Source organism: Haloarchaeobius marinus (assembly GCF_051207415.1).
Taxonomy (GTDB): domain Archaea; phylum Halobacteriota; class Halobacteria; order Halobacteriales; family Natrialbaceae; genus Haloarchaeobius.
Genome location: NZ_JBPKGD010000005.1, coordinates 1 through 24,578 on the forward strand (window position 1 = coordinate 1; position 24,578 = coordinate 24,578).

At 66.4% G+C, this 24,578-nt stretch carries 22 protein-coding genes and 1 pseudogene; 10 read left to right on the forward strand and 13 right to left on the reverse strand.

Features of this window, described 5'->3' with window-relative positions:
- Positions 1-152 (reverse strand): annotated as a pseudogene (locus tag ACSC1W_RS16565) (aminopeptidase P family protein); the annotation flags it as partial.
- A 128-nt stretch (positions 153-280) separates the two neighbouring features.
- On the opposite strand from ACSC1W_RS16565, the gene ACSC1W_RS16570 reads away from it, so the two are divergent.
- Both ACSC1W_RS16570 and ACSC1W_RS16575 read left to right on the forward strand, forming a co-directional pair.
- Positions 281-1,015 carry an EthD domain-containing protein gene (locus ACSC1W_RS16570; protein WP_435348705.1) on the forward strand — a complete coding sequence of 245 codons (735 nt, stop codon included), beginning with the start codon at positions 281-283 and terminating at the stop codon, positions 1,013-1,015.
- 1 nt (position 1,016) lies between these two features.
- Positions 1,017-1,616 carry an HD domain-containing protein gene (locus tag ACSC1W_RS16575; RefSeq protein ID WP_435348707.1) on the forward strand — a complete coding sequence of 200 codons (600 nt, stop codon included), beginning with the start codon at positions 1,017-1,019 and terminating at the stop codon, positions 1,614-1,616.
- Between the two features lie 24 nt (positions 1,617-1,640).
- Here the strand turns inward: ACSC1W_RS16575 and ACSC1W_RS16580 are convergent, their stop codons facing one another.
- The 3 genes from ACSC1W_RS16580 to ACSC1W_RS16590 form a co-directional block, all read right to left on the reverse strand.
- Positions 1,641-2,615, reverse strand: a complete 975-nt coding sequence (locus ACSC1W_RS16580; protein WP_435348708.1) for an NAD-dependent epimerase/dehydratase family protein — start codon at positions 2,613-2,615, stop codon at positions 1,641-1,643.
- A gap of 48 nt (positions 2,616-2,663) precedes the next feature.
- Positions 2,664-4,352, reverse strand: a complete 1,689-nt coding sequence (locus ACSC1W_RS16585; RefSeq protein WP_435348710.1) for a thiamine pyrophosphate-binding protein — start codon at positions 4,350-4,352, stop codon at positions 2,664-2,666.
- A 188-nt stretch (positions 4,353-4,540) separates the two neighbouring features.
- Entirely contained in the window at positions 4,541-5,902 is a 1,362-nt protein-coding gene (locus tag ACSC1W_RS16590) for an NAD-dependent succinate-semialdehyde dehydrogenase (protein WP_435348711.1), read from the reverse strand.
- Positions 5,903-6,520: 618 nt separating this feature from the next.
- Here ACSC1W_RS16590 and ACSC1W_RS16595 point away from each other — a divergent pair.
- From ACSC1W_RS16595 to ACSC1W_RS16615, 5 genes are read left to right on the forward strand one after another with little or no spacing between them, the layout of a single operon-like run.
- A complete protein-coding gene (locus ACSC1W_RS16595; RefSeq protein WP_435348712.1) occupies positions 6,521-7,795 on the forward strand; it encodes a substrate-binding domain-containing protein in 1,275 nt (424 codons plus the stop codon).
- Positions 7,796-7,800: 5 nt separating this feature from the next.
- Positions 7,801-8,703 carry a branched-chain amino acid ABC transporter permease gene (locus tag ACSC1W_RS16600; RefSeq protein ID WP_435348713.1) on the forward strand — a complete coding sequence of 301 codons (903 nt, stop codon included), beginning with the start codon at positions 7,801-7,803 and terminating at the stop codon, positions 8,701-8,703.
- Complete coding sequence (locus tag ACSC1W_RS16605) at positions 8,700-9,809, forward strand: branched-chain amino acid ABC transporter permease (protein WP_435348714.1); 1,110 nt, start codon at positions 8,700-8,702, stop codon at positions 9,807-9,809. The genes ACSC1W_RS16600 and ACSC1W_RS16605 overlap by 4 nt, the downstream gene beginning before the upstream one ends.
- Complete coding sequence (locus ACSC1W_RS16610; RefSeq protein WP_435348715.1) at positions 9,806-10,570, forward strand: ABC transporter ATP-binding protein; 765 nt, start codon at positions 9,806-9,808, stop codon at positions 10,568-10,570. The genes ACSC1W_RS16605 and ACSC1W_RS16610 overlap by 4 nt, the downstream gene beginning before the upstream one ends.
- Positions 10,567-11,289 carry an ABC transporter ATP-binding protein gene (locus tag ACSC1W_RS16615; RefSeq protein ID WP_435348716.1) on the forward strand — a complete coding sequence of 241 codons (723 nt, stop codon included), beginning with the start codon at positions 10,567-10,569 and terminating at the stop codon, positions 11,287-11,289. Before ACSC1W_RS16610 ends, ACSC1W_RS16615 begins: the two co-directional genes overlap by 4 nt.
- A gap of 11 nt (positions 11,290-11,300) precedes the next feature.
- Here the strand turns inward: ACSC1W_RS16615 and ACSC1W_RS16620 are convergent, their stop codons facing one another.
- Positions 11,301-12,587, reverse strand: coding sequence for an RNA-guided endonuclease InsQ/TnpB family protein (locus tag ACSC1W_RS16620; protein WP_435348717.1), 1,287 nt, complete (start codon positions 12,585-12,587; stop codon positions 11,301-11,303).
- Positions 12,588-12,865: 278 nt separating this feature from the next.
- On the opposite strand from ACSC1W_RS16620, the gene ACSC1W_RS16625 reads away from it, so the two are divergent.
- Positions 12,866-14,857 carry an oxidoreductase gene (locus ACSC1W_RS16625; protein ID WP_435348718.1) on the forward strand — a complete coding sequence of 664 codons (1,992 nt, stop codon included), beginning with the start codon at positions 12,866-12,868 and terminating at the stop codon, positions 14,855-14,857.
- 85 nt (positions 14,858-14,942) lie between these two features.
- On the opposite strand, the gene ACSC1W_RS16630 is transcribed toward ACSC1W_RS16625, so the two are convergent.
- Positions 14,943-15,725: an SDR family oxidoreductase gene (locus tag ACSC1W_RS16630; RefSeq protein ID WP_435348719.1), complete on the reverse strand. Its 783-nt coding sequence runs from the start codon at positions 15,723-15,725 to the stop codon at positions 14,943-14,945.
- 620 nt (positions 15,726-16,345) lie between these two features.
- Between ACSC1W_RS16630 and pdhA the strand changes: the two genes are divergently transcribed.
- Both pdhA and ACSC1W_RS16640 read left to right on the forward strand, forming a co-directional pair.
- Complete coding sequence (pdhA, locus tag ACSC1W_RS16635; protein WP_435348720.1) at positions 16,346-17,497, forward strand: pyruvate dehydrogenase (acetyl-transferring) E1 component subunit alpha; 1,152 nt, start codon at positions 16,346-16,348, stop codon at positions 17,495-17,497.
- A 1-nt stretch (position 17,498) separates the two neighbouring features.
- Positions 17,499-18,503, forward strand: a complete 1,005-nt coding sequence (locus tag ACSC1W_RS16640; protein WP_435348721.1) for an alpha-ketoacid dehydrogenase subunit beta — start codon at positions 17,499-17,501, stop codon at positions 18,501-18,503.
- Between the two features lie 1,044 nt (positions 18,504-19,547).
- On the opposite strand, the gene ACSC1W_RS16645 is transcribed toward ACSC1W_RS16640, so the two are convergent.
- The 7 genes from ACSC1W_RS16645 to ACSC1W_RS16675 all read right to left on the reverse strand — a co-directional run bounded on the left by ACSC1W_RS16645 (position 19,548) and on the right by ACSC1W_RS16675 (position 24,576).
- On the reverse strand, positions 19,548-19,718 hold the full coding sequence (locus ACSC1W_RS16645) for a hypothetical protein (RefSeq protein ID WP_435348723.1): 171 nt from the start codon (positions 19,716-19,718) through the stop codon (positions 19,548-19,550).
- A gap of 109 nt (positions 19,719-19,827) precedes the next feature.
- Entirely contained in the window at positions 19,828-20,571 is a 744-nt protein-coding gene (locus ACSC1W_RS16650; RefSeq protein ID WP_435348724.1) for a hypothetical protein, read from the reverse strand.
- A gap of 69 nt (positions 20,572-20,640) precedes the next feature.
- Entirely contained in the window at positions 20,641-21,603 is a 963-nt protein-coding gene (locus ACSC1W_RS16655; protein ID WP_435348725.1) for a formylglycine-generating enzyme family protein, read from the reverse strand.
- 152 nt (positions 21,604-21,755) lie between these two features.
- A complete protein-coding gene (locus ACSC1W_RS16660; protein ID WP_435348726.1) occupies positions 21,756-22,286 on the reverse strand; it encodes an LURP-one-related/scramblase family protein in 531 nt (176 codons plus the stop codon).
- A gap of 129 nt (positions 22,287-22,415) precedes the next feature.
- Complete coding sequence (locus ACSC1W_RS16665) at positions 22,416-23,294, reverse strand: bile acid:sodium symporter family protein (RefSeq protein WP_435348727.1); 879 nt, start codon at positions 23,292-23,294, stop codon at positions 22,416-22,418.
- 6 nt (positions 23,295-23,300) lie between these two features.
- Entirely contained in the window at positions 23,301-23,438 is a 138-nt protein-coding gene (locus ACSC1W_RS16670; RefSeq protein WP_435348728.1) for a hypothetical protein, read from the reverse strand.
- 16 nt (positions 23,439-23,454) lie between these two features.
- A complete protein-coding gene (locus ACSC1W_RS16675) occupies positions 23,455-24,576 on the reverse strand; it encodes a succinylglutamate desuccinylase/aspartoacylase family protein (protein ID WP_435348729.1) in 1,122 nt (373 codons plus the stop codon).
- Between the last annotated feature and the right edge of the window lie 2 nt (positions 24,577-24,578).

Below are 24,578 nucleotides of genomic sequence, written 5' to 3' on the forward strand. Positions count from 1 at the left end.
GAGACGAGCAGCATCGAGCCCAGCCCGGAGTCTTCGAGGCGCGAGAGCGCCTTCTCGTAGCGCTCTTCGCGCAGTCGCTTGACGTCGATGCGCTCCTCCCAGTCCACCGCCTGGGTACCCCGCGTCCCCTCCATGAAGCTCCGCTCGTACATTACGTTCTATCGATTCACGACCGGGCTCTTAAAGCCACCTTCTCCGGACGGTCGCGACGCGACCACCGGCGATGGCGGACCGGGAGTTTCCGATGATTTATGAGGGGAACCCACGATGGGTGAGATAGATGTACAAGCACGTAGCGTTGCTCGTCCGGCAGGACGACCTCACGCACGAGGAGTTCGTCGACTACTGGCAGACTAACCACTCGCCGCTGGCGAAGGACATCGAGGGCGTCGTCCGCTACCAGACCGTGTATCCGAACGACCCGGAGAACGCCGAGTTCGACGGGCTGGCGGAGCTGTACTTCGAGACGCTGGAGGACCTCCACGAGGCCCTCGGCAGCGAGGGCTCGCGGGACTACGACCCGACCCGGGAGGTGGCGGCGAAAGCACGCGAGGACGTGAACAACTTCCTCGCCGTGGACCAGCGTCCCCGGTTCATCGGTGAGGAGAAGGTCTGGAAGGACGAGGTCGACGGTGACACGGACGGTCTCTACAAGCACTCGGCGTTCCTCGTCCGGAAGGACGGGATGAGCCACGAGGAGTTCCGCGAGTACTGGGAGAGCAACCACTCGCCGCTGGCGAAGGACATCGAGGGCGTCGTCCGCTACCAGACCGTCTATCCGACGGACCCGGAGAACGCCGAGTTCGACGGCGTCGCAGAACTGTACTTCGAGACGCTGGACGACCTCCACGAAGCTCTCGGCAGCGAGGGCTCGCGGGACTACGACCCGACCCGGGAGGTCGCGGCCAGAGCCAGGGAGGACGTGAACAACTTCCTCGCCGTCGAGAAGCGACCCCGGTTCATCGGGGAGGAGAAGGTCTGGAAGAGCGAGGTCGAAGACGTCGAGGGCTACTGAGATGGCCGGACCGGACTACGCGGCGCAGGTCCGGGAGGCGTACCCGGAACTGGACCACATCGAGGACGACGACCTGCGCGACCAGGTCGTCGAGGCGTGGGTGCTGGGTCTCGAACGCGGCGGGTGGCGGGACGTCGGGGACATCCCCTACGCCTGGAACATCCACGAGGTCAGCAACGTCGAACACGTCCGGGGTGTGACGAAGATCGCCGTCGAGTCCGCCGAGATACAGCGGGAGTTCCACGGTGCGGACCCGGACCTCGACGTCGTCGTCGCGGCCTGTCTGCTCCACGACGTCGGCAAGTGCTACGAGTACGTCGACTTCGTCGACGCCGACGTTCTGGCGGGCACCGACCGCGAGCACTACGCCAGCGAGGAGATACCCCACTCCATCTCGGGGTACGCGCTGGCCCACGAGGTCGGCGCACCGCTGGCGGTCCAGCGCGCCATCCCCCACTTCCTCGGGGAGGTCCCGACGCGAACCCTGGAGGCCGAACTCGTCAAGAGCGCGAACTCGGCGTCCTCGAACGCCATCACCCAGTCCGCGATGGGCATCACCCTGAAAGAGTGGGTCGCGAAGTACAGCCAGACCCAGGACTAGCGACGGAGAAGGCGCTGTTACGCTTCAGAGCGGTTCGAGTCCGGCTTCCTCCCGCAGCACGTCGATGTAGGCTTGGAAGCCGGATTCGAGGTCGTACTGGACCTGGTAGCCGGTGTCGTCCTGAAAGGCGGTCATGTCCAGGCGCTGGGTCCAGGGGAGTTCGCCGTCGTCGCTGACGTCGATGTCGGCGTCGGGGATGATTCGCTGGACGGTGTCGGCGGCTTCGCGGATGGTGGCGAGTTCGCCGCGGACGTTGTAGACGCGCTGGGAGAGGTCCTCCTCTGGTGTGAAGGCGGCGAGGCGGAACGCCTGGGCGATGTCTTCGACGTGTTGCCAGTCGATCTCCTGGTCGCCGTACTCCACCGAGAAGGACTCGCCGACGGCGGGTTTCTCGACGATGTTGGCGAGGAACGCGCTCCCGCCGGTTTCGCGGTAGGGGCCGTAGGCGACCGTCGGCCGGATGGCGACGTGGTCGACGCCGAACTCCTCGTTGTAGACGCGGGCCTGGTGTTCGTTGTACTCTTTGGTCGCGCCGTAGAGCGTGTCGGGGTAGACGAGGTCGTCCTCGGTGACCCACCAGTCGCCGCCGTCGTCGTAGTTCGCAGGCGGCGCGTACACCGCAGCGGACGACGCCCAGGCGACGCGTTCGACCTGGTCGTCGAGGGTTCGGGCCGCCTCGAAGACGTTGTTCGTCCCCTCGACGTTGACCTGCATCGCCGCCCGGGGGTTCGCCTCGGCCGTGGTCGTCAACAGCGCCGCGAGGTGGACGATGCGACTCGCGCCCGTCTCGGCGACAGCGTTCACGACGTCGGTCGGGTCGCTCACGTCCCCGCGTCGGATATCGACGTCGTCGGCGATGCCGAGTTTCTCGAGGATTCGCGGGTCCGTCGAGAGGTCGTAGGCGACGACGTCGTGGCCGTGGTCGACGAGGTCCCGGGCCACGTACGACCCGATGAAACCGGTGCCACCAGTAACGAGTACCGTCTCTGTTGCTGCCATCCCTTCGATACTCACGCGACCGCGCAAAAAACGTTGCGTTGGCCGTCGCTACTCGTGCAGGCCGCCGACCTCGGCGTAGAACGAGGACTGGAGCGTCTCTGCCATGTCCGGTTCGCGGTCGATGCGCACGTCGACCACCGTCGGGACGTCAGCGGCCTTCGCCTCGGCGAGTCTGTCGTCGAGGTCCGCGGGGTCGTCGACGCGCATCGCGTCCGCGCCGAACCCTTCGGCGACCGTCGCGAAGTCGGTGTCGTGGAACTCGACGCCCGGGATGGAGTCGTCCATCTGGCGGACCATCCCGAGGCTCGTGTCGTTGAGGACGACGAACGTCGGGGCGACGCCGTACTCGACGGCCGTCTCGACGCAGGTCATCGTCATCGTGAACCCGCCGTCGCCCGCGACCGCAACGACGTCCCTGTCGGTCGTGATGGCCGCCGAGACGCCTGCTGGACCGGCCCAGCCCATCCCGCCGACGCCACCGCTCCCGAAGTACGTCCGGACAGCGGGCGTCTGGAGGTAGTTCAGCAGCCAGAACCGGTTGTTGCCGGAGTCGGCCGTGACGATGGTGTCCTCGTCGACGATGGCGTCGATGGCCGAGACGGCCCGCTGGGGCAGGATGGGCGTCGAGTCCGAGTCGCACTCGGGCGAGTGGAAGTCCTCCCTGGCCTCCGCGGCGCGGTCCAGCGCCCAACCGTTCCGTCCGCCCGACGCGACGACGAGCGACGCGAGCGAGTTCCCGGCGTCACCGATGAGGCCGACGTCGGCGGGGTAGACCCAGCCGGCGTTCCTGGTGTCGATATCGGCGTGGACGATGGTCTGTTCGTCGGGCCGGATGAACGAGGCGGCCTGCCAGTTGGTGTCCATCGGGTTCATGCGACAGCCGACGACGAGCAGGACGTCGGCCTCCGAGACGACCTGGTTCGCACCCTCGTGGCCGAACGACCCGATGACGCCTGCCGCCCGTTCGTGCGTCTCCGGGAACGTCGACTTCCCGAGGTACGACGTGGCGACGACGGCGTCGTACGCCTCGGCCACCGCCTCCAGTTCGTCGTAACACTGCGAGACGTGGACGCCGTTGCCCGCGACGACGACCGGACGCTCTGCGTTCGACAGCGCGTCGGCCGCCTCGGCCACGTCCGACTCGGCCGGCGCCGACTCCCAGTTCCTCGTCTGGCGCTCCGGCGACCAGACGGGCGGGACCTCGTCGGTCGGCACCTCGCTGGTGACGGCGTCGCCGTCGAGGATGACGGCGGTCGGACCGGGCCGACCGGCCGTCGCGTGCTTGAACGCCAGTTGCGTCGACCGGAGCGTCTCGTTCGGCGTGCGCGGGAACCACCACTCCTTGGTGATTCCGTCGAGTATCTTCGGCAGGGAGAACCCGCCGTAGTCGCCGCGGGCCTGCTGGTAGGGTGCGAGCGTCGAGTAGTCGCCACGCTCTGACGCCTCGGTGATGGCGACCATCGGCGACGACCCGAGTCGGGCCTCCATCTGGCCGATGGCCCCGATGCTCCCGACCCACGGGCCCTGGCCGGTGAAGACGCCCGGTTCCTGGTGGTAGCGACCGTACATCTCCGCCATCACGCTCGCCTCGCGCTCGTCGCGCGGGCGGACGACCTCGATGTCCGAGTCCGCGAGCGCCTCCAGGAGTTCGATGGCCCGGCCACCCGGGTAGCCGAAGAGGTAGTCGACGTCGAGGTCCTCGAGCGTCCGAACGATCTGTGTGCTTACGGTAGTCATGTGGATTGGGATTTGAGTTCCGCTGTGACCGACGCACGGACCGCGCTCCGTCACCGTCGGTCGACGCGCCGACGGACGCTTCGATACCGGTGCGGAGAGCAGGACCGCGCGTGCGGCAGTTAGCGCGACTTCCACCGCGTTCGCCTTTGTTCTATCGGTGTACGCGGTCCGGGCCGGGTCGGTCGACCCTACTGCACCCACAGCGTCTTCCGGTTGACGAACTCGCGGATGCCCTGCTTCGAGAGTTCGCGGCCGTACCCTGACGCCTTGATGCCGCCGAAGGGGACGCGCGGGTCGGACTTCACGAGTTCGTTGACGAAGACGCACCCCGTCTCCAGCTCGCGACCCACTCGCTCGCCACGGTCGCGGTCCTCCGTCCAGACGCTCGCGCCGAGGCCGAACCGCGAGTCGTTCGCGAGTTCGACGGCCTCTCGCTCGTCGGCGACGGAGAACACGGCCGCGACGGGGCCGAACGTCTCCTCGCAGGCCGCCGGTGCGGTGTGTGGAACGTCCGTGAGGACGGTCGGTGCGTAGTAGTGCCCGGGGCGGTCGAGCGCCTCGCCGCCGAGTTCCAGGGTCGCGCCGGAATCGAGGCTCGCCTCGACCTGTTCGTGCAGTTCGTCGACGAACTTCCCCTTCGCGAGGGGGCCGACGTCGGTCTCCGGGTCCATCGGGTCGCCGACGGTGAGGGCGTCGGCCGCGCTGGTGAGGCGCTCGACGAACTCGTCGTGGACGTCGTCGACCACGACGAACCGCTTCGCCGCGATGCACGACTGCCCCGTGTTCATGTAGCGCGCCGTGACGGCGGTCTCGACCGCGTTGTCGAGGTCGGCGTCGTCGAGGACGACGAACGGACCGCTCCCCCCGAGTTCGAGGACGGTCTTCTTCAGGTGGTAGCCGGCCGTCTCGGCCACCTTCCGGCCGGCGTACTCGCTGCCGGTGAGCGTGGCCGCCTCGACCCGGTCGTCGGCGACGACCCGTTCGACGTCGCCCGACCCGACGAGCAGCGTCGTGAACACGCCGTCGGGGTAGCCGGCCGCCTCGAATATCTCCTGGATTGCCACCGCGCACCCGGGGACGTTCGAGGCGTGCTTGAGCAGGCCGACGTTGCCGGCCGTCAGCGTGGGTGCGGCGAACCGGAACACCTGCCAGAACGGGTAGTTCCACGGCATCACGGCGAGGACGGCACCGAGGGGTTCGTAGACGACCTTCGTGTTCGCCTCGGGGACGGTCCCGATTCGCTCGTCCGCGAGGTGTGCGCCGGCGTTCTCGGCGTAGTAGTCGCAGACCCACGCGCACTTCTCGACCTCGCTCCGGGCCTCCGAGATGGGCTTGCCCATCTCCCGCGTGATGAGTTCGGCGTACTCGTCGACGCCGTCGCGGAGGACCGTCGCGACGTCGGCGAGGAGGCGCTGGCGCTCCTCGATGGGCCGGTCGCGCCACGTCTGGTACGCGGCGTCTGCACGGTCGATGGCGTCGTCTAACTCGCGTTCGGAGAGCGACTCGTACTCGCTGACGAGGCGCTCGGTGGCCGGATTGACACTCTCCATGTGGACTGACGTACCGAGGACGGCCAGTTAGGTGTTTCTTCCCCGGCCAGAACGACGGTCCGAGTTCGGGTCCGGTCCGTGAGGCGGTGCTGGGCCAACGGGACGCCGTCGAACGGGTTGCGACTGGACACCCGTGGTGCCCGTTCGAGACGGTGACAGGGCAGTTTCCCAACAGGTGTCTCTCCAGTTCGGTGACCTGTTCCAGCCGCCACGACGACGTCGGGCAGGTGTCCCGTTCGGTGGCGAACTGGAGAGTACCGCTGCCCGGTTGCCCGCGTCGGCCGTCGTGTCGGAACCCAGTCAGACCGTGACGGACCGCACGGCTGGTTGTCCAGGCAGGGACTGGACTAGTCGGCTCTCCCGGGGCCTCTTCGACGGCAGTGCGCTACAGGCCGGGTATCGTGTGCCTTGTTAACTCGGTTCTAGATTAGTCTGTTGCGTTTCGTAGTTCGTGTCACGTGCAGTAGGTCCGGAACGTCCCCGGTCGACACGGACAGAGACGACACCGCGACGGGCATGCGTGGCCCACGACGACGGCCGACGCGTCGTGCGCCGACGGCGCAGGTCGAACCCCCTCGGGACCGAGCATTTATAATGGATGAATGGGACGTAGAGTGTATGTCTGACATTGGCAGACGGCGATTGCTGAAGCTAGCATCGGCGGCCGGCGCGACCGGCCTGACTGGGCTCTCGGGTTGTCTCGGTGGTGGCGGTGGCGGCAGCGCTGACAGCCTCTCCATCGGCGTCGTGACCGACACCTCGGGGCCGTACGCCCACCTGGGCAACTCCGTCATCAGGGGGTTGAAGCTCGGACTCGCACAGGCTCTTGACGCAGACACCGGGGGTCTCGCCGACTCGAACACGGTCGAGGGAAGCGGCATCACCGTCGAGATAATCGCGGAGGACTCCGAACTGGCGGCCGACACGGGCCGCCAGAAGGCCCGGAAGCTGGTCCAGAACGACCAGGTCGACATCCTCCAGGGGAGCGTCTCTTCGTCCGTCGCGGCAGCAGTTCAGGACGTCGCGACCGACGCGAGCAAACCGATGTTCATCGACACTGCGGCCGCAACCTCGCTGACGGGCGAGAACTGTAACAAGTACACGTTCCGACTCTCACAGACGACGTATCAGGACGCGCTCGCCGGTGGCGCGTACGCCGCGAACAACCTCGGGTCGAGTTTCTACTTCGTCGGCGCCGACTACTCGTGGGGGAAGGATTCGGTCGCCCAGTGGAAGTCCGTCATCGAGGACAACGGTGGAACCGCCGCCGGTGAATCGTACGCCGCACCGGGCACCTCCGACTTCACGCCGTACCTCCAGAACGCACAGGAGAGCGGGGCGGACGCGATGGTCGTCGCGCTGACGGGAACCGACGGCATCCGGTTCAGCCGTGACCTCGCCGACGCCGGTGCCGACTTCAACGTCACTGCGACCGGCGTCACGACGGTCCCATGGATGCAACAGGTCGGAACGGCGGCGATGGGCTTCAGCGGGATTCCGAAGTACTTCTGGACCTTCCCGGACAACGACACGAACGACTGGATCATCGAACAGTACTCCAACCACTGGGACACCGTCCCGTCCATCTTCACCGCCGGCGCACACGCGAGCGGCTACGCCATCGCACAGGGCATGCAGGCCGCTGGCTCCAGCGACGCCGACCCGCTCATCGAGGAGTGGCACGGCATGACCGTCGAGAAGACCGCCAGGGGCGATGGAAACTACCACATCCGCGAATGTGACCACCAGGCCGAGTTCCCGATGTACCTCGGGCACTTCGAGGAGAGTTCCGACGGCCCCATGGACGTCGAGCCGGTCCTGGACGAGACGTTCGACGCGGAATCGAGCATTCGCCCCTGTGGCGAGACGGGGTGTACGGGCATCGAACTGTGAACGGTATGACCCCGCTGTCGATCGGGCTCGGTGACATCGCGACGACGCTCGTCAACGGCGTCTCGTACGGGATGATCCTCGTACTGGTAGCGCTGGGTCTCTCGCTCGTCTTCGGCCTGATGGGCGTCCTCAACTTCGCCCACGGCGCACTGTTCATGCTCGGCGGGTACGTCGGGCTGGCGGTGATGAAACTGGCCGGTGGCGGTCTCGCGGGCTTCGGCCTGGCGCTCGTCGTCGCACCGCTCGTCGTCGCCGCCATCGGAGCGGGCCTTGAGAAGACCGTCTTCAAACCGCTGTACGAGACCGAACCTATCTATCAGCTGCTGTTGACCTTCGGTCTCGCCGTCGTCATCGAGGAGGCGGTGAAGTACGTCTGGGGGGCCGCGCCACCGGGCGTTCCGTCGCGGCCACCGGCGTTCGACGGTGCCGTGTCGCTCGCTGGTATCAGCCTCCCGTACTACCGGTTGTTCACCATCCTGCTCGGCGTCGGGGTCGTCGCGGGGACGGCACTGTTCCTCTCGCGCACCCGGTACGGCCTCATCGTCCGTGCCGGAGTGTACAACACCGACCGCACCGCAACGCTCGGATTGAACGTAGAGCGTGCGTTCACGGCCGTGTTCGGTCTCGGGTCGGCCATCGCCGCACTCGGCGGCGTCGTGTACATCTACCGGGCGATCGACCCGACCGTCGGGTCCTCGATCATCCTGCCCGCGTTCATCGTCGTCATCGTCGGCGGACTCGGCTCCTTCTGGGGGTCGGTCATCGCCGGACTCCTCATCGGAATCGTCTGGCAATTCTCGGCCGTCTACGCGCCGATTCCGGCCGGGACCGTGACGTTCCTGCTGATGATCGGTATCCTCCTGCTCCGACCGCAGGGGATACTCGGTGAGGCGGAGGTGGAGGTATGAGCGTCCTCGATGCGACCGACGACGTCGCAGAGACGGTCCGAACTCAGCACGCCGGCGTGGCGGCACTCGCCATCGTGGCTGTGTTCCCCCTCGTCGCGAACGTCGTCGGTGGCCTGCCGTTCATCACGAGCATCGCCATCGAGGTGATGATATTCTCCGTGTTCGCGATGAGCTTCAACCTGCTCGTCGGCTACACCGGCTACGTCAGCTTCGGCCACACCGTGTTCCTCGGGTCGGGGGCGTACGTGACGGCGGTACTCATGGAGAAGTTCGGGGTGCCGTTCGTGCTGGCCGTTCCCGGGGCCATCGCGGGAACCGCGGCGTTCGCGTTCGTCGTCGGAGCGGTGGCGTTCCGCCGGTCTGGCGTCTACTTCGCGATGATCACCCTCGGCGTCGCACAGGTGTTCTACACGCTCTTCCAGAGCTGGGACTACGTCGGGGGCGACACCGGCATCATCATCGACCCACCGACCGTGCTCGGATACCAGTTCAACCCGTTCGAACCCATCGGGTACTACTACATGGCGCTCGTCGCAGTCGTCGGGACGTACCTGCTGACGCGGTCCGTCGTCAGGTCGCCCTTCGGACACGTCCTGCAGGCCATCCGCGAGAACGAGGACCGCGCCCGCGCCATCGGCTACGACGTCCGGGCGTTCAAACTCGCCGTCTTCTCGTTGTCGGGGGCGCTCGCGGCCCTGTCGGGGTCGCTCTACGCGGCGTACTTCACCCAGGTCGCACCCGGGAGCACGCTCTACTGGACGACCACCGGCGACGGACTGTTCATGATACTCATCGGCGGGCTCGGCACGCTCGTCGGCCCCATCATCGGCGCCGGGTTCGTCATCGGCACGCAGTACGCGCTGTCGACGTATCTCGCGGGGTTCATCCCCGAGGGCGCACCGGCGCTCCTCGCCCGGCTCCCCGAGCGATGGCCGCTGTTGCTGGGGCTCCTGTTCATGCTGACGGTGCTCCGGTTCAGGAGCGGTATCGCGGGTGCGCTCGGGTTCTCCCGCGTTCGGCGCGTCGAGGGCGTCCTCCTCGACGACGAGTCCAGCACGGAGGCGACGGAATCGACGGCGGCGAGTGCAGGAGGGAACGAGGAATGACGCACGACAACGACCCCATCGTCAGCTGTACCGACTTGCGCAAGGAGTTCGCCGCCGTGACGGCGGTCGACGACCTGAACGTGGACATCTACGACGAGTTCACGAGCGTCATCGGGCCGAACGGGGCGGGCAAGACGACGACGTTCGACCTCCTCGCCGGAGCGATGCGACCGACGGCGGGACGGATCGAACTGAACGGCGTCGACGTGACTGGAAAGGGACCGGAGACCCGCGTCCACCACGGACTCTCGCGTACCTACCAGATAACGAATCTCTTCGAGGAACTCCCGGCGTTCGAGAACGTGCGCCTCGCGGTGCAGGCCGTGAGCGACGTCTCCTACGCGAACGTGTTCGACGACGCGCTGTCGGACTCGGACGTCAACCGGCGAACGAGCGAGATACTGGACCTCGTCGGGTTCGAAGAGGACCGGACGACGGCCGCCGAGAACCTCTCGCAGGGGTACAAACGGCTGCTCGAGATCGCCATCGCACTCGCTCCGGAACCGGACGTCCTCCTGCTCGACGAACCAACGGCGGGGCTGGCGGTCGACAAGAAGGAACTCGTCTTCGACGTGGTCGGCGACCTGGCGGACGAGTACGCGGTCCTGCTCATCGAGCACAAACTCGACGTCGTCCGCGACGTGTCCGACCGACTCGTCGTCATGCACGACGGGACGTTGCTCGCGTCGGGTCCGCCGGAGGAGACGCTCTCGGACCCGGCCGTTCAGGATGCCTACCTCCGGGGGGTGACGTCGTCGTGACCGACGTGCCGCTCCTCCAGCTGGAGAACGTGCACGCCTACTACGGCGACCACCACGTCCTCGACGGCATCTCGTTCGACGTCGACAGCGACGAGGTCGTCGCGTACCTCGGCCGGAACGGGACCGGGAAGACGACGACGTACAAACTCGTCGCCGGCCTCCTCGAACCCCGGTCGGGGACCATCACGTACGACGGCGAGGTCATCAACGGCCAGCCGCCCCACGTGATCGGCCGCAAGGGCGTCTCCTTCGTCGCCGCCGACGAGAAGGTGTTCCCTCACCTGACCGTCCGCGAGAACGTCAGACTGCCGACGCTCGAACGGGACGTGGAACCGGACTTCGAGTACCTCTACGACCTGTTCCCCGACCTCCGGGAGTACGAACGGTCCCGGGCGGCAGACCTCTCCGGCGGGCAACAGCAGATGGTCGCCATCGCACAGGCGCTCGCGGCCGACCCGGACCTGCTCCTGCTCGACGAACCGGTCCAGGGCCTCGCCGTGCAGTTCGTCGAGAAGGTGGCGAACCTCCTCGACCGCCTGACCTCGGAGCAGGACCTCGCCGTGATGATAATCGAGCACGACATCGACCTCGCACTGGACGTCGCCGACCGCGTTCTCGTGCTCGACGAGGGGCGGATCGTCTGGGACGGGACCAGCGAGGAACTCGCGGCCAACGACGAAATCGTCGACCGGTACATCGGTGTTCAGGGCTTCGCGTAAACTACCCCACCCTACTCGCTCACGGCTTCGCCGTTCGCTTCGTTGAGGGTGGGGTTTTCGCGTGGACTCCCGTTCTGGCCGCCGTCAGCGGCAGGCTCGTACTCGCCATTCACATTCAACGTCCCGCGATTCAAGCGCACGTTTACGGATGCGCCTCCGCCCGACGACGTTTGCGCCGAGCGGAGATGCTTCAGCCCGATGCTCTTCGCCGCGTTGTAGTCCGCATGGGGTGAGTAGTCACACTTCAGGCACCCGAATACGTCCTGTCCATCCGCAGTCGGACGGTTGTCCTCGTGGGTGAACCCGCACTTGGAACACCGTTGAGAGGTGTACGCGGGACTCACTTGTTCGACCGACACGCCGACCACCTCTGCTTTGTATTCGACATACTCGAATAGCCGTCGGAACGCCCACGCGTGCAACTTCTTGGCGTTCGGCATCCGCTCACGAATCCCCGTCAGGTTCTCGAACGCAATCACGTCACAGTCGTTCTCGACAGCTTCCGCGACGAGTTCCTTCGAGACGGCGTGTAAGAAGTGGTCGTAGCGGCCCGTCTCGGTGCGTCCGACCGACTGGATGGTTTCGTGGGCGGCCCGCGTGCCACGCTGGTGGAGCGACCCACGTCGCTTCTCGAACTCACGATGCCAGTGGTTCAACTCCGACCCGTTCCAGAACGTCCCTGTGGAAGTGACGGCGACGTTTTCGATGCCGAGGTCAACGCCGAGGACTGTGCTGTGCCCGGCGTTGCCGTCGTCGGCAGTCTCGGACTCTACGTCCGCCTTTGTTCGAACGTGAAGGTAGAACTCACCGTCTCGGTAGTGAAGTTCCCCGCCCGTCACTTCGTAACCATCGTTGAACAGATACTCCGAGTGGGGCGTCTCTCGTCCCTCGTCGGGGAGGACATACTCGGCGGTGATGCGTCCTTCAACGGTCGAGAGTGTCGCGTGGTCGTCGTTGAACGTCGCACACCGCTTGTCGTAGACGAGCGTCGGAGCTGTGACTTGCGGTTTCCCCGCGTAGTCGCCTTGCTTCCACCGAGCGACGACACCCTGTACGGCGTCGGCGGCCTTGTTGCGAGCGTTCTGGACGAGGTTCGCTTGCAGCCGCGTCTCTGCCCGCACGTCGTCGTAGGTTTCGCGTTGGAGTTCGGCTTTATTCGTGGTTTTGTACTCGCCTTGCCACGCGTAGTCTACGACGTAATTCGCAGCCCACAGGAACTCGGAGATGGTCTCGTGGAGGAGGTCGGCGTCGCTGTCGGCTACGTCAAGCTTGACGGGGACGGTGCGACGGACCTCCATCAGTGTTTCAGATGTATGCTCTGTTCTTTATATTGGTACCGGTTCGGTGGGGGAGTCAGCCCGCCATCGAGCATGGCTGGTGTCGTACCGTGACGGGTTCCTCTCCGGCCTACTCGCTCGCTTCGCTCGCTCCTTGAGGCGGGAGGCCCCACCTTGAATCACGCTGAACCGCCGTCGGACCCGGTCCGTTCTCCGCACTTTTCGGGATGCGTTCCCGTCTCGAATCGCGTGAAACTATCCGGAAGGACTTTACTCTGCGTGGCGAGACGTACTGGCATATGCCAACAGGGTACGAGCGCCTGTTCGAGCCGGTAGAACTGGGTCCGGTCACGGTCCCGAACCGCGTCTACCAGCCACCGCACGGGAACGCCTACGGCCTCGGCGACCAGCAGACGGCGTTCCGGGCCGAGAAGGCGAAGGGCGGCTTCGGTCTCATCATCCAGGAGTACAGCCAGATACACGAATCGACGGACGTGACCCCCGTCGACCCGGGCTTCATCCACAGCGATGAGACCATCCCGCCACAGCGGGAACTGGTCGACGCGGTTCACGACCAGGGGTCGAAGATATTCGTCGAACTCTGGCACGGTGGACTCACGGCTTCGAACTACGACACGCGCCACCCCCCACTGTCGTCCTCGCAGACGCCGAGCGGGAGGTACTACACGCCGAAGGAGATGGAGCACGACGACATCCAGGAGATAGTGACGGCGTTCGGCGACGCGGCCGAACGCGCCAGCAGGGCCGGGTACGACGGCGTCGAACTCCACGCTGCACACGGCTACCTCATCTCGCAGTTCCTCTCCCCGTTCTACAACGACCGCGACGACGAGTACGGTGGGTCCCTGGAGAACCGGATGCGCTTCTTCGAGGAGGTCATCGAGAGCGTCGAGGACGGCATCACCGACGACATGGCCATCGGCGCGCGGTACACCATCGACGAGCGCGTCGACGGCGGCCTCACGAAGGACGGGGAGGGCCTGGAGATACTCGAACGCATCGGCGACGACCTCGACTTCTGGGACGTCGACATCGGCGTCAAGCAGTCCATCGACGACATGATCGGCCCGAGTCGCAAGCACTCGAAGAACTACCAGATGGAGTTCGTCGAGGAGGCGACGGCGCGACTCGACGTCCCGGTCGGCGGAACCGGTCGCATCACCGACCCCGGTGACGCCGTCAGCATCCTCGAACGCGGTGCCGTCGACATGATCGGGATGGCTCGCCAGTCCATCGCGGACCCGCACTGGCCGAAGAAGGTCAGCGACGGTCGGGTCGGTGAGATTCGCGAGTGCATCGGATGCAACATCTGCGTCTCACAGTCCAGGCAGGGGATTCCCCTCATCTGTACCCAGAACCCGACGGTGGGCGAGGAGCAACGCTGGAGACCCGAGGAGTACGACGAGGTCGACGAACCGAAGGGCATCCTCGTCGTCGGTGGTGGTCCGGCGGGGACGGAGTTCGCGCGTGTCGCCGGCGAACGGGGACACATCGTCCACCTCAACGAGAAGGAGTCGGAGCTCGGGGGTCGCGTGAACTTCGAGGGGAGTCTGCCCGGACTCGCCGAGTGGAAGCGAGTCCGCGACTGGCGGGAGACGGAACTCGACAGGCTCGACTCCGTCGCAGTCCACACCGGCAGCCGTGCAGAGATGGACTACGACGACGTTCGCACCTACGGTGCCGAGATCGTCGTCATCGCGACGGGTGGGCAGTGGTCCGAGAAGGGCATCACGTCGGGGACCCACCAGCCAGTTCCCGGGTGGGACAGCGACCACGTCCTGACCCCCGAGGCGGCGATCGACGCCGACCTCTCGGACGAACGCGTCGTCATCTTTGACGAAGAGGGCTACAACGTCAGCGCCGGCGTGGCCCAGACGCTCGCCGACGACAACGACGTCACGTTCGTCACGCCTCGGACGAGCGCGTTCCAGGAGACGCTCCACACCTTCGAACGGAAGTCGATATACTCCGACCTCTACTCGTCGGGCGTGGACTTCGTCCCCGACCACGCGCTCTCCCGGGTCGACGACGACTCGGTCGTCGCAGCCAACGTCTACTCGGGGGCGGAGACGACGTTCGGCGCCGACCACGTCGTGTTCACGACGATGCGGACGTCGAACGACGACCTCTACCGGGAACTCAGGGCCGACGAGGAGACGCTCCGGGCCGAGACGGAGATCGAGGAGATACACGCCATAGGGGACTGCGTCTCCCCCCGTCGCATCGCGGACGCCGTCTACCACGGCCACGAACTCGGCAGGGAGACGTGAGGAGTCACCTGCCGCGACGAGTACGGTCCAGCACAGGGACGGATGACCACCCTCGCGGGCGCTACCTGCGACGCGTTCGCCCGTCTCAGTTGACGCCGCCGGTGTTGGAGATCCCGCCGTCGACCACCAGCGAGGACCCCGTGACGTACCCGGAGAGTTCGCTCGCGAGGTACACGACGGCGTTCCCGACGTCCTCGGGCTGGCCGAACTCCTGGAGCGGAATCGACTGCCGGTAGTCCTCCGCCCGGTCGGTCCCGACGATGGGGATGTCGTCCTCGATCATCTTCGTCTCGATGGGTCCCGGGTGGATGGCGTTGACCCTGACGTCGCGAGCGCCGAGTTCCGCGGCCAGCGAGTACGTGAGGAGTCGCACGGCCCCCTTCGACGCGCAGTAGATGCTGTTCTCGCTCCCGCCGACGAGCCCTGCCATACTCGAGATGTTGATTATCGAGCCACCGTCACCCTCCAGCATCGCCTGTGCCGCGGCCTTGGACCCGAGGAAGGTTCCCTTGACGTTCACGTCCATCACGAGGTCGAACTCCGCTTCGGTCAACTCCGTGATGGGTCCGTTCCTGATGACGCCTGCGTTGTTGACCATGACGGTGAGTCCGCCCAGCGCGTCGGCCGCACGAGTCGCCGCGACGAGGTCGTCCCACCGGGTCACGTCACAGTCGACGAACTCGGCGTCGACGCCGGTCTGCTCCCGGATCAGTTCGTGGGTCGGGACGCCACCTTCCCGTGGCTCTTCGCGAACGTCCGCGACGACGACGTTCGCCCCGTACTCGGCCAGTCTCGTCGCGATCGCACGGCCGTTCCCGCTCGCACCGCCGGTCACGACGGCCGTCTCTCCGTCCAGTAACTCTGGCATACGATACGCTCGCGGCGCCGATATTTCATCCTTGTCCCCGCCAGCCGGGACGTGTGACCCCTCAGCGGACTGGGAACGAGTCGTGGCGGTCGATACTCGAACCGAGACCCGACGTCGGTCGACTCCAGGTGACCCGACCGGACAGAGTCCAGTCACTCTCGCGAGCCATGGAGACGACGACGGGACGCCTCCGTCGCTACCCGTCTCGAACGTCGTCTCCCGTCGGGGGTTCGTGCCAACGCAACTCACGCAATAATTATGTCTTCTGCTCGTATCGTCCGTTGTATGGCACCTGCCAGAACCCGAGCAGTTCGCGCCGTCGTCCAGACACTCGACCGACCGAGTGCCGAGTTTGGCGTGTTTCGCTCGTTCACAGGGTTCCTGGCAGCCCGACTCCGTTCCCGCTCGACTCGGGAGACCGCCGGACCCCGGCCGAACGGAGGGGTCCCGTCACGGAACGGGCCACGTCACGCGTGACGGGGCACCCCGACGAGTCCGGGAACGATGACGGCACACGCACCGGGGGCGACCGCGACGTTCCGTGGTCCTCCCGTCCGACGCGACGAGCAGCGGGCGACGCGGACGACCGACCAGCGGCGGATTCGAACACGAGCACGAGCATGAGTACCCAACACGACACCGACGCGGATTCATACCCAGTCGAACCACAGACGGACGACGGCATGGCCCGTATCCTCGACGCGGAGGGCCACGTCCTGCCCGACGCCGAGGTACCAGACCTCTCCGACGAGGAACTACTCGCGATGTACGCCGACATCAAGCTGGCGCGGCGCTACGACCAGCGGGCGATCAGCTTCCAGCGCCAGGGCCGCATCGCGACGTACGCGCCCATGACGGGCCAGGAGGGCTCCCAGGTCGCGACGAGTTACGCCCTCGACGAGCAGGACTGGCTGTTCCCGACCTACCGGGACCACGCCGCGAAGCACGTCCACGGGGTGGACCTGAGCGCCCTCCTCTCGCCCCTGCAGGGGCACAGAGACGGCTACGCCGTCCCCGAGGGCGTCAACGTCATGCCGGAGTACATCCCCATCGCGACGCAGATTCCCCAGGCGATGGGGATGGCGTGGGGCTACCAGAAGCAGGGCGAAGACGACCGCGCGTGCCTGTGTCACTTCGGCGACGGTGCGACCTCGGAGGGCGACTTCCACGAGGGGCTGAACTTCGCCGGCGTCTTCGATGCGCCGGCAGTGTTCGTCTGCAACAACAACCAGTGGGCCATCTCGGTCCCGCGCGAGCGCCAGACCGCCAGCGACACCATCGCACAGAAGGCGGACGGGTACGGCATCGAGGGCGTCCGAGTAGATGGGATGGACCCGCTGGCGGTCTACCAGGTGACTCGCGAGGCCATCCTGAAGGCGAAGAACCCCGGTCCGGAGCAGTCTCGGCCGACGCTCATCGAGTCCGTGCAGTACCGCTACGGCGCACACACGACGGCCGACGACCCGAGCGTCTACCGCGCCGAGGACGCCGCCGAGGAGTGGCGCGAGTGGGACCCACTCGCGCGCATGGAGCAGTTCCTGCGCCACGAGGGACTCCTCGACGACGAACTCGACGCGGAGATATCGGAGCAGATAGAGACCAAGATCGGCGACGCCCTGGCGCAGGCCAGCCAGGCCGAGTCCCACCCGGAGGAGATCGTCGAGCACGTGTACGAGGAGCCGCCCGAGCGACTCCAGTCGCAACTGGCGGAGCTGGAGGAACTGCGCGAGAAGTACGGCGACGACGCCCTCGTCGAATGGGGTGACGAGTAGGATGAGCCAGCAGACCGCGACCGTCGAGACGGAGTCGATGACCCTCGTCGAGGGCGTCCGCGACGCCCTCCACACGGAGATGGAACGGGACGACGGCGTCGTCGTCCTCGGGGAGGACGTCGGGAAGAACGGTGGCGTCTTCCGCGCCACCGAGGGCCTCTACGACGAGTTCGGCGAGGAGCGCGTGATAGACACGCCCCTCGCCGAGTCCGGCATCGTCGGGGCGTCCATCGGCCTGGCGCTGAGCGGGCTGAAGCCCGTCCCCGAGATGCAGTTCATGGGCTTCATGTACCCCGCCTTCGACCAGCTCGTCAGTCACGCCTCGCGCATCCGGAGTCGCACCCAGGGCAGGCACAACTGCCAGATGGTCGTCCGTGCACCCTACGGTGGCGGCATCCGCGCGCCCGAGCACCACTCCGAGTCCAGGGAGGCGTTCTTCGTCCACGAACCCGGACTGAAGGTCGTGATTCCGAGCACGCCCGCCGACGCGAAGGGACTGCTCGCGGCGTCCATCCGCGACCCGGACCCGGTCGTCTTCCTCGAACCGAAGCTCGTCTACCGGGCGTTCCGACAGGACGTCCCAACCGGGTCGCACGAGGTCCCCCTGGGCGAGGCCGCGGTTCGCCGCGAAGGGACCGACGTCTCCGTCTACACGTGGGGTTCGATGACCCGGCCGACGATGGTCGCCGCGGAGGAACTCGCCGAGGACGGCGTCGACGTGGAGGTCGTCGACCTCAGGACGCTCTCGCCCCTGGACGTCGACACCATCGCCGAGTCGTTCAAGAAGACGGGACGGGCCGCCGTGGTCCACGAGGCCCCGAAGACCGGCGGCGTCGGCGCGGAGATCAGCTCCGTCATCCAGGAGGAGGCGCTGCTCTACCAGGAAGCGCCGGTCAAGCGCATCTCCGGGATGGACGCCCCGATGCCGCTGCACGCGCTGGAGGACTACTACCTCCCGCAGGCCATCAGCGTCAAGGAGGGCATCCTCGACGCGGTGGCGTTCTGAGGGTCGTTCGAGGGGCGACGGGGTGTTCGAACCGCAGAGCGTGCCGGGTCGACGACGGACGGGAATCCGAGTAACTGGGACGACCGGTCGCGCATGCTCTGCTCGCGCCAGTTTTCCCCAGCGGGACGGACGACACACCTGGCCAGTCGAGGTGCGACGGGACGTGCGAGACGGACAGGACGACCTGACAGCCGAGACGAACACGAGACGTCGTTGCCACGGCAGTGCCCGGTCTACGGCTGCTGACGTCCGAGTAACTCGAACGATAATCTCCCGTTACGAAGATACGGTTGTAACAGCATCCCGGCGGGTTGCACACTGTCGGCATCGGCGGACGAAACCGAAGGAGGAGCCGTTCGTGACCCCCGATACCGTGGTCATCGCCGGGGACTACTGCCGGTCGAGGGTACCCGAGGACCCCGACATCTCTCCCAGGGAACCGTGTACACGGCGCGAACCGACGCCCGGTATCGAACAAAATAATCAGGAAAGTGTTATACATGGTTATCTTACCAGTCGGACGTCCCGGCTCGTGTGGTAACAGGACCGTCGCAGCTCACGGGTCGACGGTCGAGTTCTCTCCCGGCACCCGCGTCGCGGGTAGACCACCAGCACGACGCCCGTGGCTGCTTTCGATGGTCGTCTCACGTGTGCCCCTCCCACCGACGCCGGTCTGTTTCCCCACTCTACGTGACCGATGGGCCGGTTCGTCGTTCGGTGCACTACGTACGTTCGTCCTGTAACGTACGCCATCCAGTAATCGAATTTATATAACTGGCCCCGTATCGAACGGCCTTCGTACCGTACGGCCTTCGCTTCGAGCCTCGCGTCCAGGGTCCCGTTCTCGAGGACTTGCCCGACCCGTGCGCACCACTGCAACGGTCACACGCGGCGGTTTCGACTCTCGCGAGGCGGAATTACACTAGACTGGCACGGCGAGTAGAACCTGGTACCGACCGGCTCGCTACTGGAGACGACGAACACGGAACGCGGACACGTTCGACGAACGTGCCGGTATGGGTACGTGAACGACCCGACCTGAACTCACGACGGGACGGTGATGACTAGCTCGTGGTCGTCGCCCTCGACGACCGGGTGGCCACAGAACGGACAGAACTCGTAGACGTGAACGCCTGGCTTGACGTTGTATCCGCCGGTGGTCTCGCAGTCTATCTTCGTCGTCGCGTCCGGGCGGTCTGCGGGCGGAGCGATCATCGGCTGGTAATCGACTGCTACTCGGCACCTGGGAGGTATAAATCTGTGCGTTCGTGTCATCGAACGGGTTGCTCCTGTCGGTCGTCGCCGTCGACGAGACGGCGGGTCCTCAGACCAAAAGTAAGACGACCGTATAGACGAGGGTGCCGACTCCGAACGCGGTGAACCGACTCTCGTCGACGTCGGGTAACTCCTCTTTGACGACGTTGAAGACGATGGCTCCGGCGACGAACCCGTAGGCCATCGCCAGCGGGAGGCCGCCGAACTCGGTCGTGAACCCGGCGACGCCGCCGACCAGCGTGGCGGTCGTGAGTATCCAGCGCCCGGTTCGGTCGAACGCTTGCCCGTGATGGCGATAGAGCCCGTAGTCGGTGACGCGAAAGTGAAAGGCCATCGCGAGGACGTAGAAGAACTGGTTCGCGGCATCCTGGGCCTCCTGGTGGAACAGGAGGTAGCCGATGATGGCGCTGTAGACGGTGAAGACGGCGAGGTGCGACCAGTAGACCAGCGGCGCGTCCTCGACGGATTTGTCCCTGCGCCGGGTGACGAACACCTCGATCCCGTAGAAGGCGACGAAGCCGACGAGCGCGACGACGTAGACCTCCTGCTCTGCGAGCAGTGCGTCGCCGCGGATCTGGCCGACCGTCAGGGCCGCCTCGCTCACCTCGGGGAGGAGGAGGACGAAGACGTACGCGACGGACGCCCCGCCCGCTGCTGACAGCCACCATCGAAGCGCCTTCTGGTCGTCGGTCCACCACCGTCCCCTGAACAGGTGGGCGAGGGCGAGGACGACCAGAAACGGGATGCCTGTGACGAGGGAATACTCGGTGGCGAGGGGTGCGAACGAGGACATGTCAGCGTTCCCCGGGCACGCAGACCGTCGGGCACCATCCCCGTGGCGCCACGACCGGCGAAGCGTCGGTCACGGTCGGGGCGACGCGATGCACCGGAACCCGACGTGGCTGGTCGAGGTGTCTATCGGTTCGGGGTAGCGTGCTGCCGGGCGGTACCGGAAGCAGTAGTTCGGCGCACAGAGGTGGGACCCACCTTTCAGGACCTTGCGTGGCATCTGGGAGGGGTCGCGCGGGTCGACGCTCGCATCCTCGGAGACGCCTCGTGGGTTCGTCGGCGTACAGCACGTCGGCGATTCGCCGGCGGTCGGGTCGGCGCTGAACCAGTCGCTGGTCCACTCCCAGACGTTACCGGCGACGTCGTAGAGGTCGAACCCGTTGGCGGGGAACGCCCCGACCGGCGAGGTGCGTTCGTAGCCGTCCAGCGTCTTGTTCTCGTGCGGGAACTCCCCCTGCCAGGTGTTCGCCTGCAATCGCCCGTCGGGCACGTGTTCGTCACCCCAGACGAACCGTTTCTCCTCCAGGCCGCCACGGGCGGCGCGCTCCCACTGCGCCTCGGTCGGCAGTCGCTTGCCTGCCCACTCGGCGTACGCCCGGGCGTCCTCGTAGGTCACGTGAACGACGGGGTGGTCCATGCGGTCCTCGATCGAACTGTCGGGGCCGAGGGGGTGCCGCCAGTCGGCCCCTCCGACGTAGTCCCACCACTGGTTGGGGTCGCGGAGATTCACCGGGCCGTCTGGGGAGCGGAAGACGGCAGAGCCCGGAACGAGGTCGTCCGGGTCGGCACCCGGGTAGTCATCCGGGTCCGGGTCGCGCTCTGCGACCGTCGTGTAGCCGGTCTCGTCGACGAACGTGGCGAACTCGGCGCTGGTGACCGGGGTCTGCTCCATCCAGAACCCGTCGACGGTGACATCGCGCGTCGGGGCCTCCTCAGGGTAGAACTCCGTCGACCCCATCGTGAAGGTCCCTCCCGGGACCCAGACCATCCCGTCGTCGGGCGGTGCGTCCGGTGGCTCGGTGTCTGTGTCGGTCATCGCTGGTCGGATTACTCCCCCCGACGGCGCGTTCGTCCTTTGTTACCCAGCGGTGACGGAGCACGACCCTTCCCACCGTGGCGATAATCCCACCTTATCGGCGGCTCGAAGGCCGCCCGGGGTCGACCGACTGGTCGAGGTCGTCCCCGCGCTCACATCGTGTCGATGGCGGCGGTGACGGCGAGGACGAACGCGTGGTCCTCGCCCGGCTGTACCTCGACGCCGTAGGTGTCCCGGATGCGGAACCACCGCTTCGAGACGGTGGCCACCGGTGCGCCGTTCCGTGTGATGGTGTACTCGTGGTCGAGGATGTTCCCCCGAATCTGCAACGGTGGACCGCCGGCGACGTCGACGGTCATGCGGTCCCGGAGCGGCGTCACGAACGCCTTCTGGATGGACGCGACTCGCCTCCCGTTCCGCTCTATCACCATCGTCTCCCTGAGTCGAAGCATGCGCTCCTGGACGCTGTAGAGGGGCTTCCCCGCCCGGTCGAGTAGCTTGATGGTGTTCCGCAGTCGCAAGGCTTTGCCGTCGACCCTGAACGCCGGGGTGCCTTCGGCCGTCTCGATGACGAAGTCGTCCCCGATCGTGAGTAGCTTCTCTCGCATCCGGTACCGCGTCGTCGCTGCGGGACCGCCCCGCCGTCGTGCCTGTCGGCGCTCTCGGCGTTGTCGGGGGCTCATCGGTCGGTCTCCTCGCGCTGTTCTCGATGCGTCTGTTCTCGGTGCGTCGTCTGCTGTGGTTCGTGTCGAGTCATTTCGTTATCCTCCAGTGCTGCGGTCGCCCGCGTTCGTGTCAGCGTGCCGCCCCGCTCAGTCGTCATAGGTCGCCCCCGCTACCTCGACCGGTTCGGTCCGCCCGGTCCGCTTGCCCAGTTCGCTGGCGACGACGATGAGCAGTCCCATCAGCGTCGCCCCCACGACGAGCATCACCACCACGTCGGGGTCGTCGAAGTTCGCCGCGCCGACCACCAGCGCCGCCGAGACGTTCCGCTGTGCCGTCCCCAGGCCGAGCACCGGCCGGGTCCCATGCTCTGGCCCTCCCAGCACCCATCCCAGTCCGAACGAGACGGCGATGAGCACCGCGAAGGCCACCAGCACGCCCGTGCCGACGACGCTGATGAGCGTCTGGACGTTCAGCACAAGCATGAGCACGACGAGGAACACCAGCGCGACGCTCGATGCCTGGTTGGCCTTCGGCTGAATCCAGGCGGCCGTCTCGTCGTAGCGGGCCTTCACGAGCAGCCCCACGGCCAGCGGGATGAGCATCAGGACGACCAGCGAACTCGCGATCTCGACCGGGTCCACCTGCACGCCCGGGAGGAGGAACGGGAGGACAACTGGAACGTACGCGACCGTCACGACCATCAGCAGGACCATGAGTCCGACCCCGAAGGCGACGTCGCCCTTCGCGAACTCGACGAGTTTCGGCAGGAAGGGCGCACCGGCGGCCGTCGCCAGCAGGACGACACCGATGGACTGCGCCTCCGAGAGCGGAATGACCAGCAGGACGAGATACGCGACGAGGGGAACCAGCACGAAGTTGACCGCCAATGCCTTCGCGACCAGGCGGAGGTCTCCCAGGGGATCGAGTATCTGACTGATAGTCAGGCTCAACCCCATCGCGAGCATGCTGCTCACGACGAAGACCAGCACCGACAGCGTCGCGAGCGATTCGAGGATGACGGCCATCGGTGGTCACGCCTCCACGGGGACGACCCCCGACATGTGGTAGGTGCCGTCGTCGAGCGACGCGATGGTCGTCCGGTCCTGGAAGCCGAATCCGTACGCGTCCTCGGCGAGTGAGTCGGTCCTGGGTTCGGTGGTGGTTGCCATAGTTTCGTTCGGTGCGTCAGCCGTCGTCTGGTTCCTCGCCCTGTCTGTCCTCGAAGAGGGGTTCGACCATCTGCTGGCCCATCTTACCCATCCAGTGGAAGGTGCCGTGTCGTGCGTACCCGACGTCCTCGTAGGTTCTGCGCACGTGTTCGCGGTCCTCGTCGTCGAGTTCGACCAGGTGGACGAGTGGGTGGCCCGGCAGGACCCGCGGGTTCGCCAGGATGCCGGCGAGGTAGCCGTCGAACGGTGCCTCGACCACGTGCTCCTCCGTCCTGAAGTGGTCCGAGATGACGCAGATGGTCTCGCCCTCGTCGACGATGGGCAGCGGCCCCCACTTCATCTCGACGAGGCCGCCGTCGTCGGCGCGGATCCACTTCTTCTGGTGCTCGCTGGTGAGGACCTTCTGGAACTCGGAGCGCCGTGGCGTCGCCTCCGGGTGCATCTCGTAGGCCGCGAGCACGTTCTCGACGGCCTGTAGTCCGAGGCCGATGAGCATCGGCTGGAAGCGGTTCGCCTCGCCCATCTCGACGGTGACGATGGGCGTGCCCTTCTCGGTCGCGACCCGGCGGAGCATGCCCGAACTGCCCTCGCTCGAGATGACGAGCGGGATACCAGCCGCTTCGACGAGTCGCTGGATGTCCTCGTCCGTCATGTCGGCGCGGCCGTGGAAGACGGTCATCCGGTTGCGCGTCGACGTGTGGAAGTCCAGGCCGATGTCGCACTTGCTGACGAACCGGTCCCAGATGATGCGTGCCATCCGCGAGGCGGTCGAGCCCCCGCTCGTCCCCGGGAACGACCGGTTGAGGTCCTGGTCGTAGATGGGGAGGTAGCGCTGCTGGGCGATGTAGCCGGGCACGTTCACGACGTGCAGGCAGACGATGGTTCCGTGGAGGTTCGCCGGGTTGTACCGGTCGGCCACTTTCTGGAGCACCTTGACGCCGTTGACCTCGTCGCCGTGTATCGCCGCGCTCAGGCACAGGCGTGGACCGGGGTGCTCGCCGTTGATGATGGTGACCGGCAGCTCGACCGGGCGGCCGAGGTAGGTCTCCCCCACGTCGTAGTGGATGTGGCGGATATCACCCGGGTCGACCTCCGCGTCGTACCGAAACGGCCGTGGGGTGTCGTGTTCTGAACTCATTG

Bases quoted from the DNA above. Each gene is read 5' to 3' on its own strand.
- ACSC1W_RS16570 (WP_435348705.1), top strand. From the start codon at position 281: ATGTACAAGCACGTAGCGTTGCTCGTCCGGCAGGACGACCTCACGCAC.
- ACSC1W_RS16575 (WP_435348707.1), top strand. From the start codon at position 1,017: ATGGCCGGACCGGACTACGCGGCGCAGGTCCGGGAGGCGTACCCGGAA.
- ACSC1W_RS16580 (WP_435348708.1), bottom strand. From the start codon at position 2,615: ATGGCAGCAACAGAGACGGTACTCGTTACTGGTGGCACCGGTTTCATC.
- ACSC1W_RS16585 (WP_435348710.1), bottom strand. From the start codon at position 4,352: ATGACTACCGTAAGCACACAGATCGTTCGGACGCTCGAGGACCTCGAC.
- ACSC1W_RS16590 (WP_435348711.1), bottom strand. From the start codon at position 5,902: ATGGAGAGTGTCAATCCGGCCACCGAGCGCCTCGTCAGCGAGTACGAG.
- ACSC1W_RS16595 (WP_435348712.1), top strand. From the start codon at position 6,521: ATGTCTGACATTGGCAGACGGCGATTGCTGAAGCTAGCATCGGCGGCC.
- ACSC1W_RS16600 (WP_435348713.1), top strand. From the start codon at position 7,801: ATGACCCCGCTGTCGATCGGGCTCGGTGACATCGCGACGACGCTCGTC.
- ACSC1W_RS16605 (WP_435348714.1), top strand. From the start codon at position 8,700: ATGAGCGTCCTCGATGCGACCGACGACGTCGCAGAGACGGTCCGAACT.
- ACSC1W_RS16610 (WP_435348715.1), top strand. From the start codon at position 9,806: ATGACGCACGACAACGACCCCATCGTCAGCTGTACCGACTTGCGCAAG.
- ACSC1W_RS16620 (WP_435348717.1), bottom strand. From the start codon at position 12,587: ATGGAGGTCCGTCGCACCGTCCCCGTCAAGCTTGACGTAGCCGACAGC.
- ACSC1W_RS16625 (WP_435348718.1), top strand. From the start codon at position 12,866: ATGCCAACAGGGTACGAGCGCCTGTTCGAGCCGGTAGAACTGGGTCCG.
- ACSC1W_RS16630 (WP_435348719.1), bottom strand. From the start codon at position 15,725: ATGCCAGAGTTACTGGACGGAGAGACGGCCGTCGTGACCGGCGGTGCG.
- pdhA (WP_435348720.1), top strand. From the start codon at position 16,346: ATGAGTACCCAACACGACACCGACGCGGATTCATACCCAGTCGAACCA.
- ACSC1W_RS16640 (WP_435348721.1), top strand. From the start codon at position 17,499: ATGAGCCAGCAGACCGCGACCGTCGAGACGGAGTCGATGACCCTCGTC.
- ACSC1W_RS16645 (WP_435348723.1), bottom strand. From the start codon at position 19,718: ATGATCGCTCCGCCCGCAGACCGCCCGGACGCGACGACGAAGATAGAC.
- ACSC1W_RS16650 (WP_435348724.1), bottom strand. From the start codon at position 20,571: ATGTCCTCGTTCGCACCCCTCGCCACCGAGTATTCCCTCGTCACAGGC.
- ACSC1W_RS16655 (WP_435348725.1), bottom strand. From the start codon at position 21,603: ATGACCGACACAGACACCGAGCCACCGGACGCACCGCCCGACGACGGG.
- ACSC1W_RS16660 (WP_435348726.1), bottom strand. From the start codon at position 22,286: ATGAGCCCCCGACAACGCCGAGAGCGCCGACAGGCACGACGGCGGGGC.
- ACSC1W_RS16665 (WP_435348727.1), bottom strand. From the start codon at position 23,294: ATGGCCGTCATCCTCGAATCGCTCGCGACGCTGTCGGTGCTGGTCTTC.
- ACSC1W_RS16670 (WP_435348728.1), bottom strand. From the start codon at position 23,438: ATGGCAACCACCACCGAACCCAGGACCGACTCACTCGCCGAGGACGCG.
- ACSC1W_RS16675 (WP_435348729.1), bottom strand. From the start codon at position 24,576: ATGAGTTCAGAACACGACACCCCACGGCCGTTTCGGTACGACGCGGAG.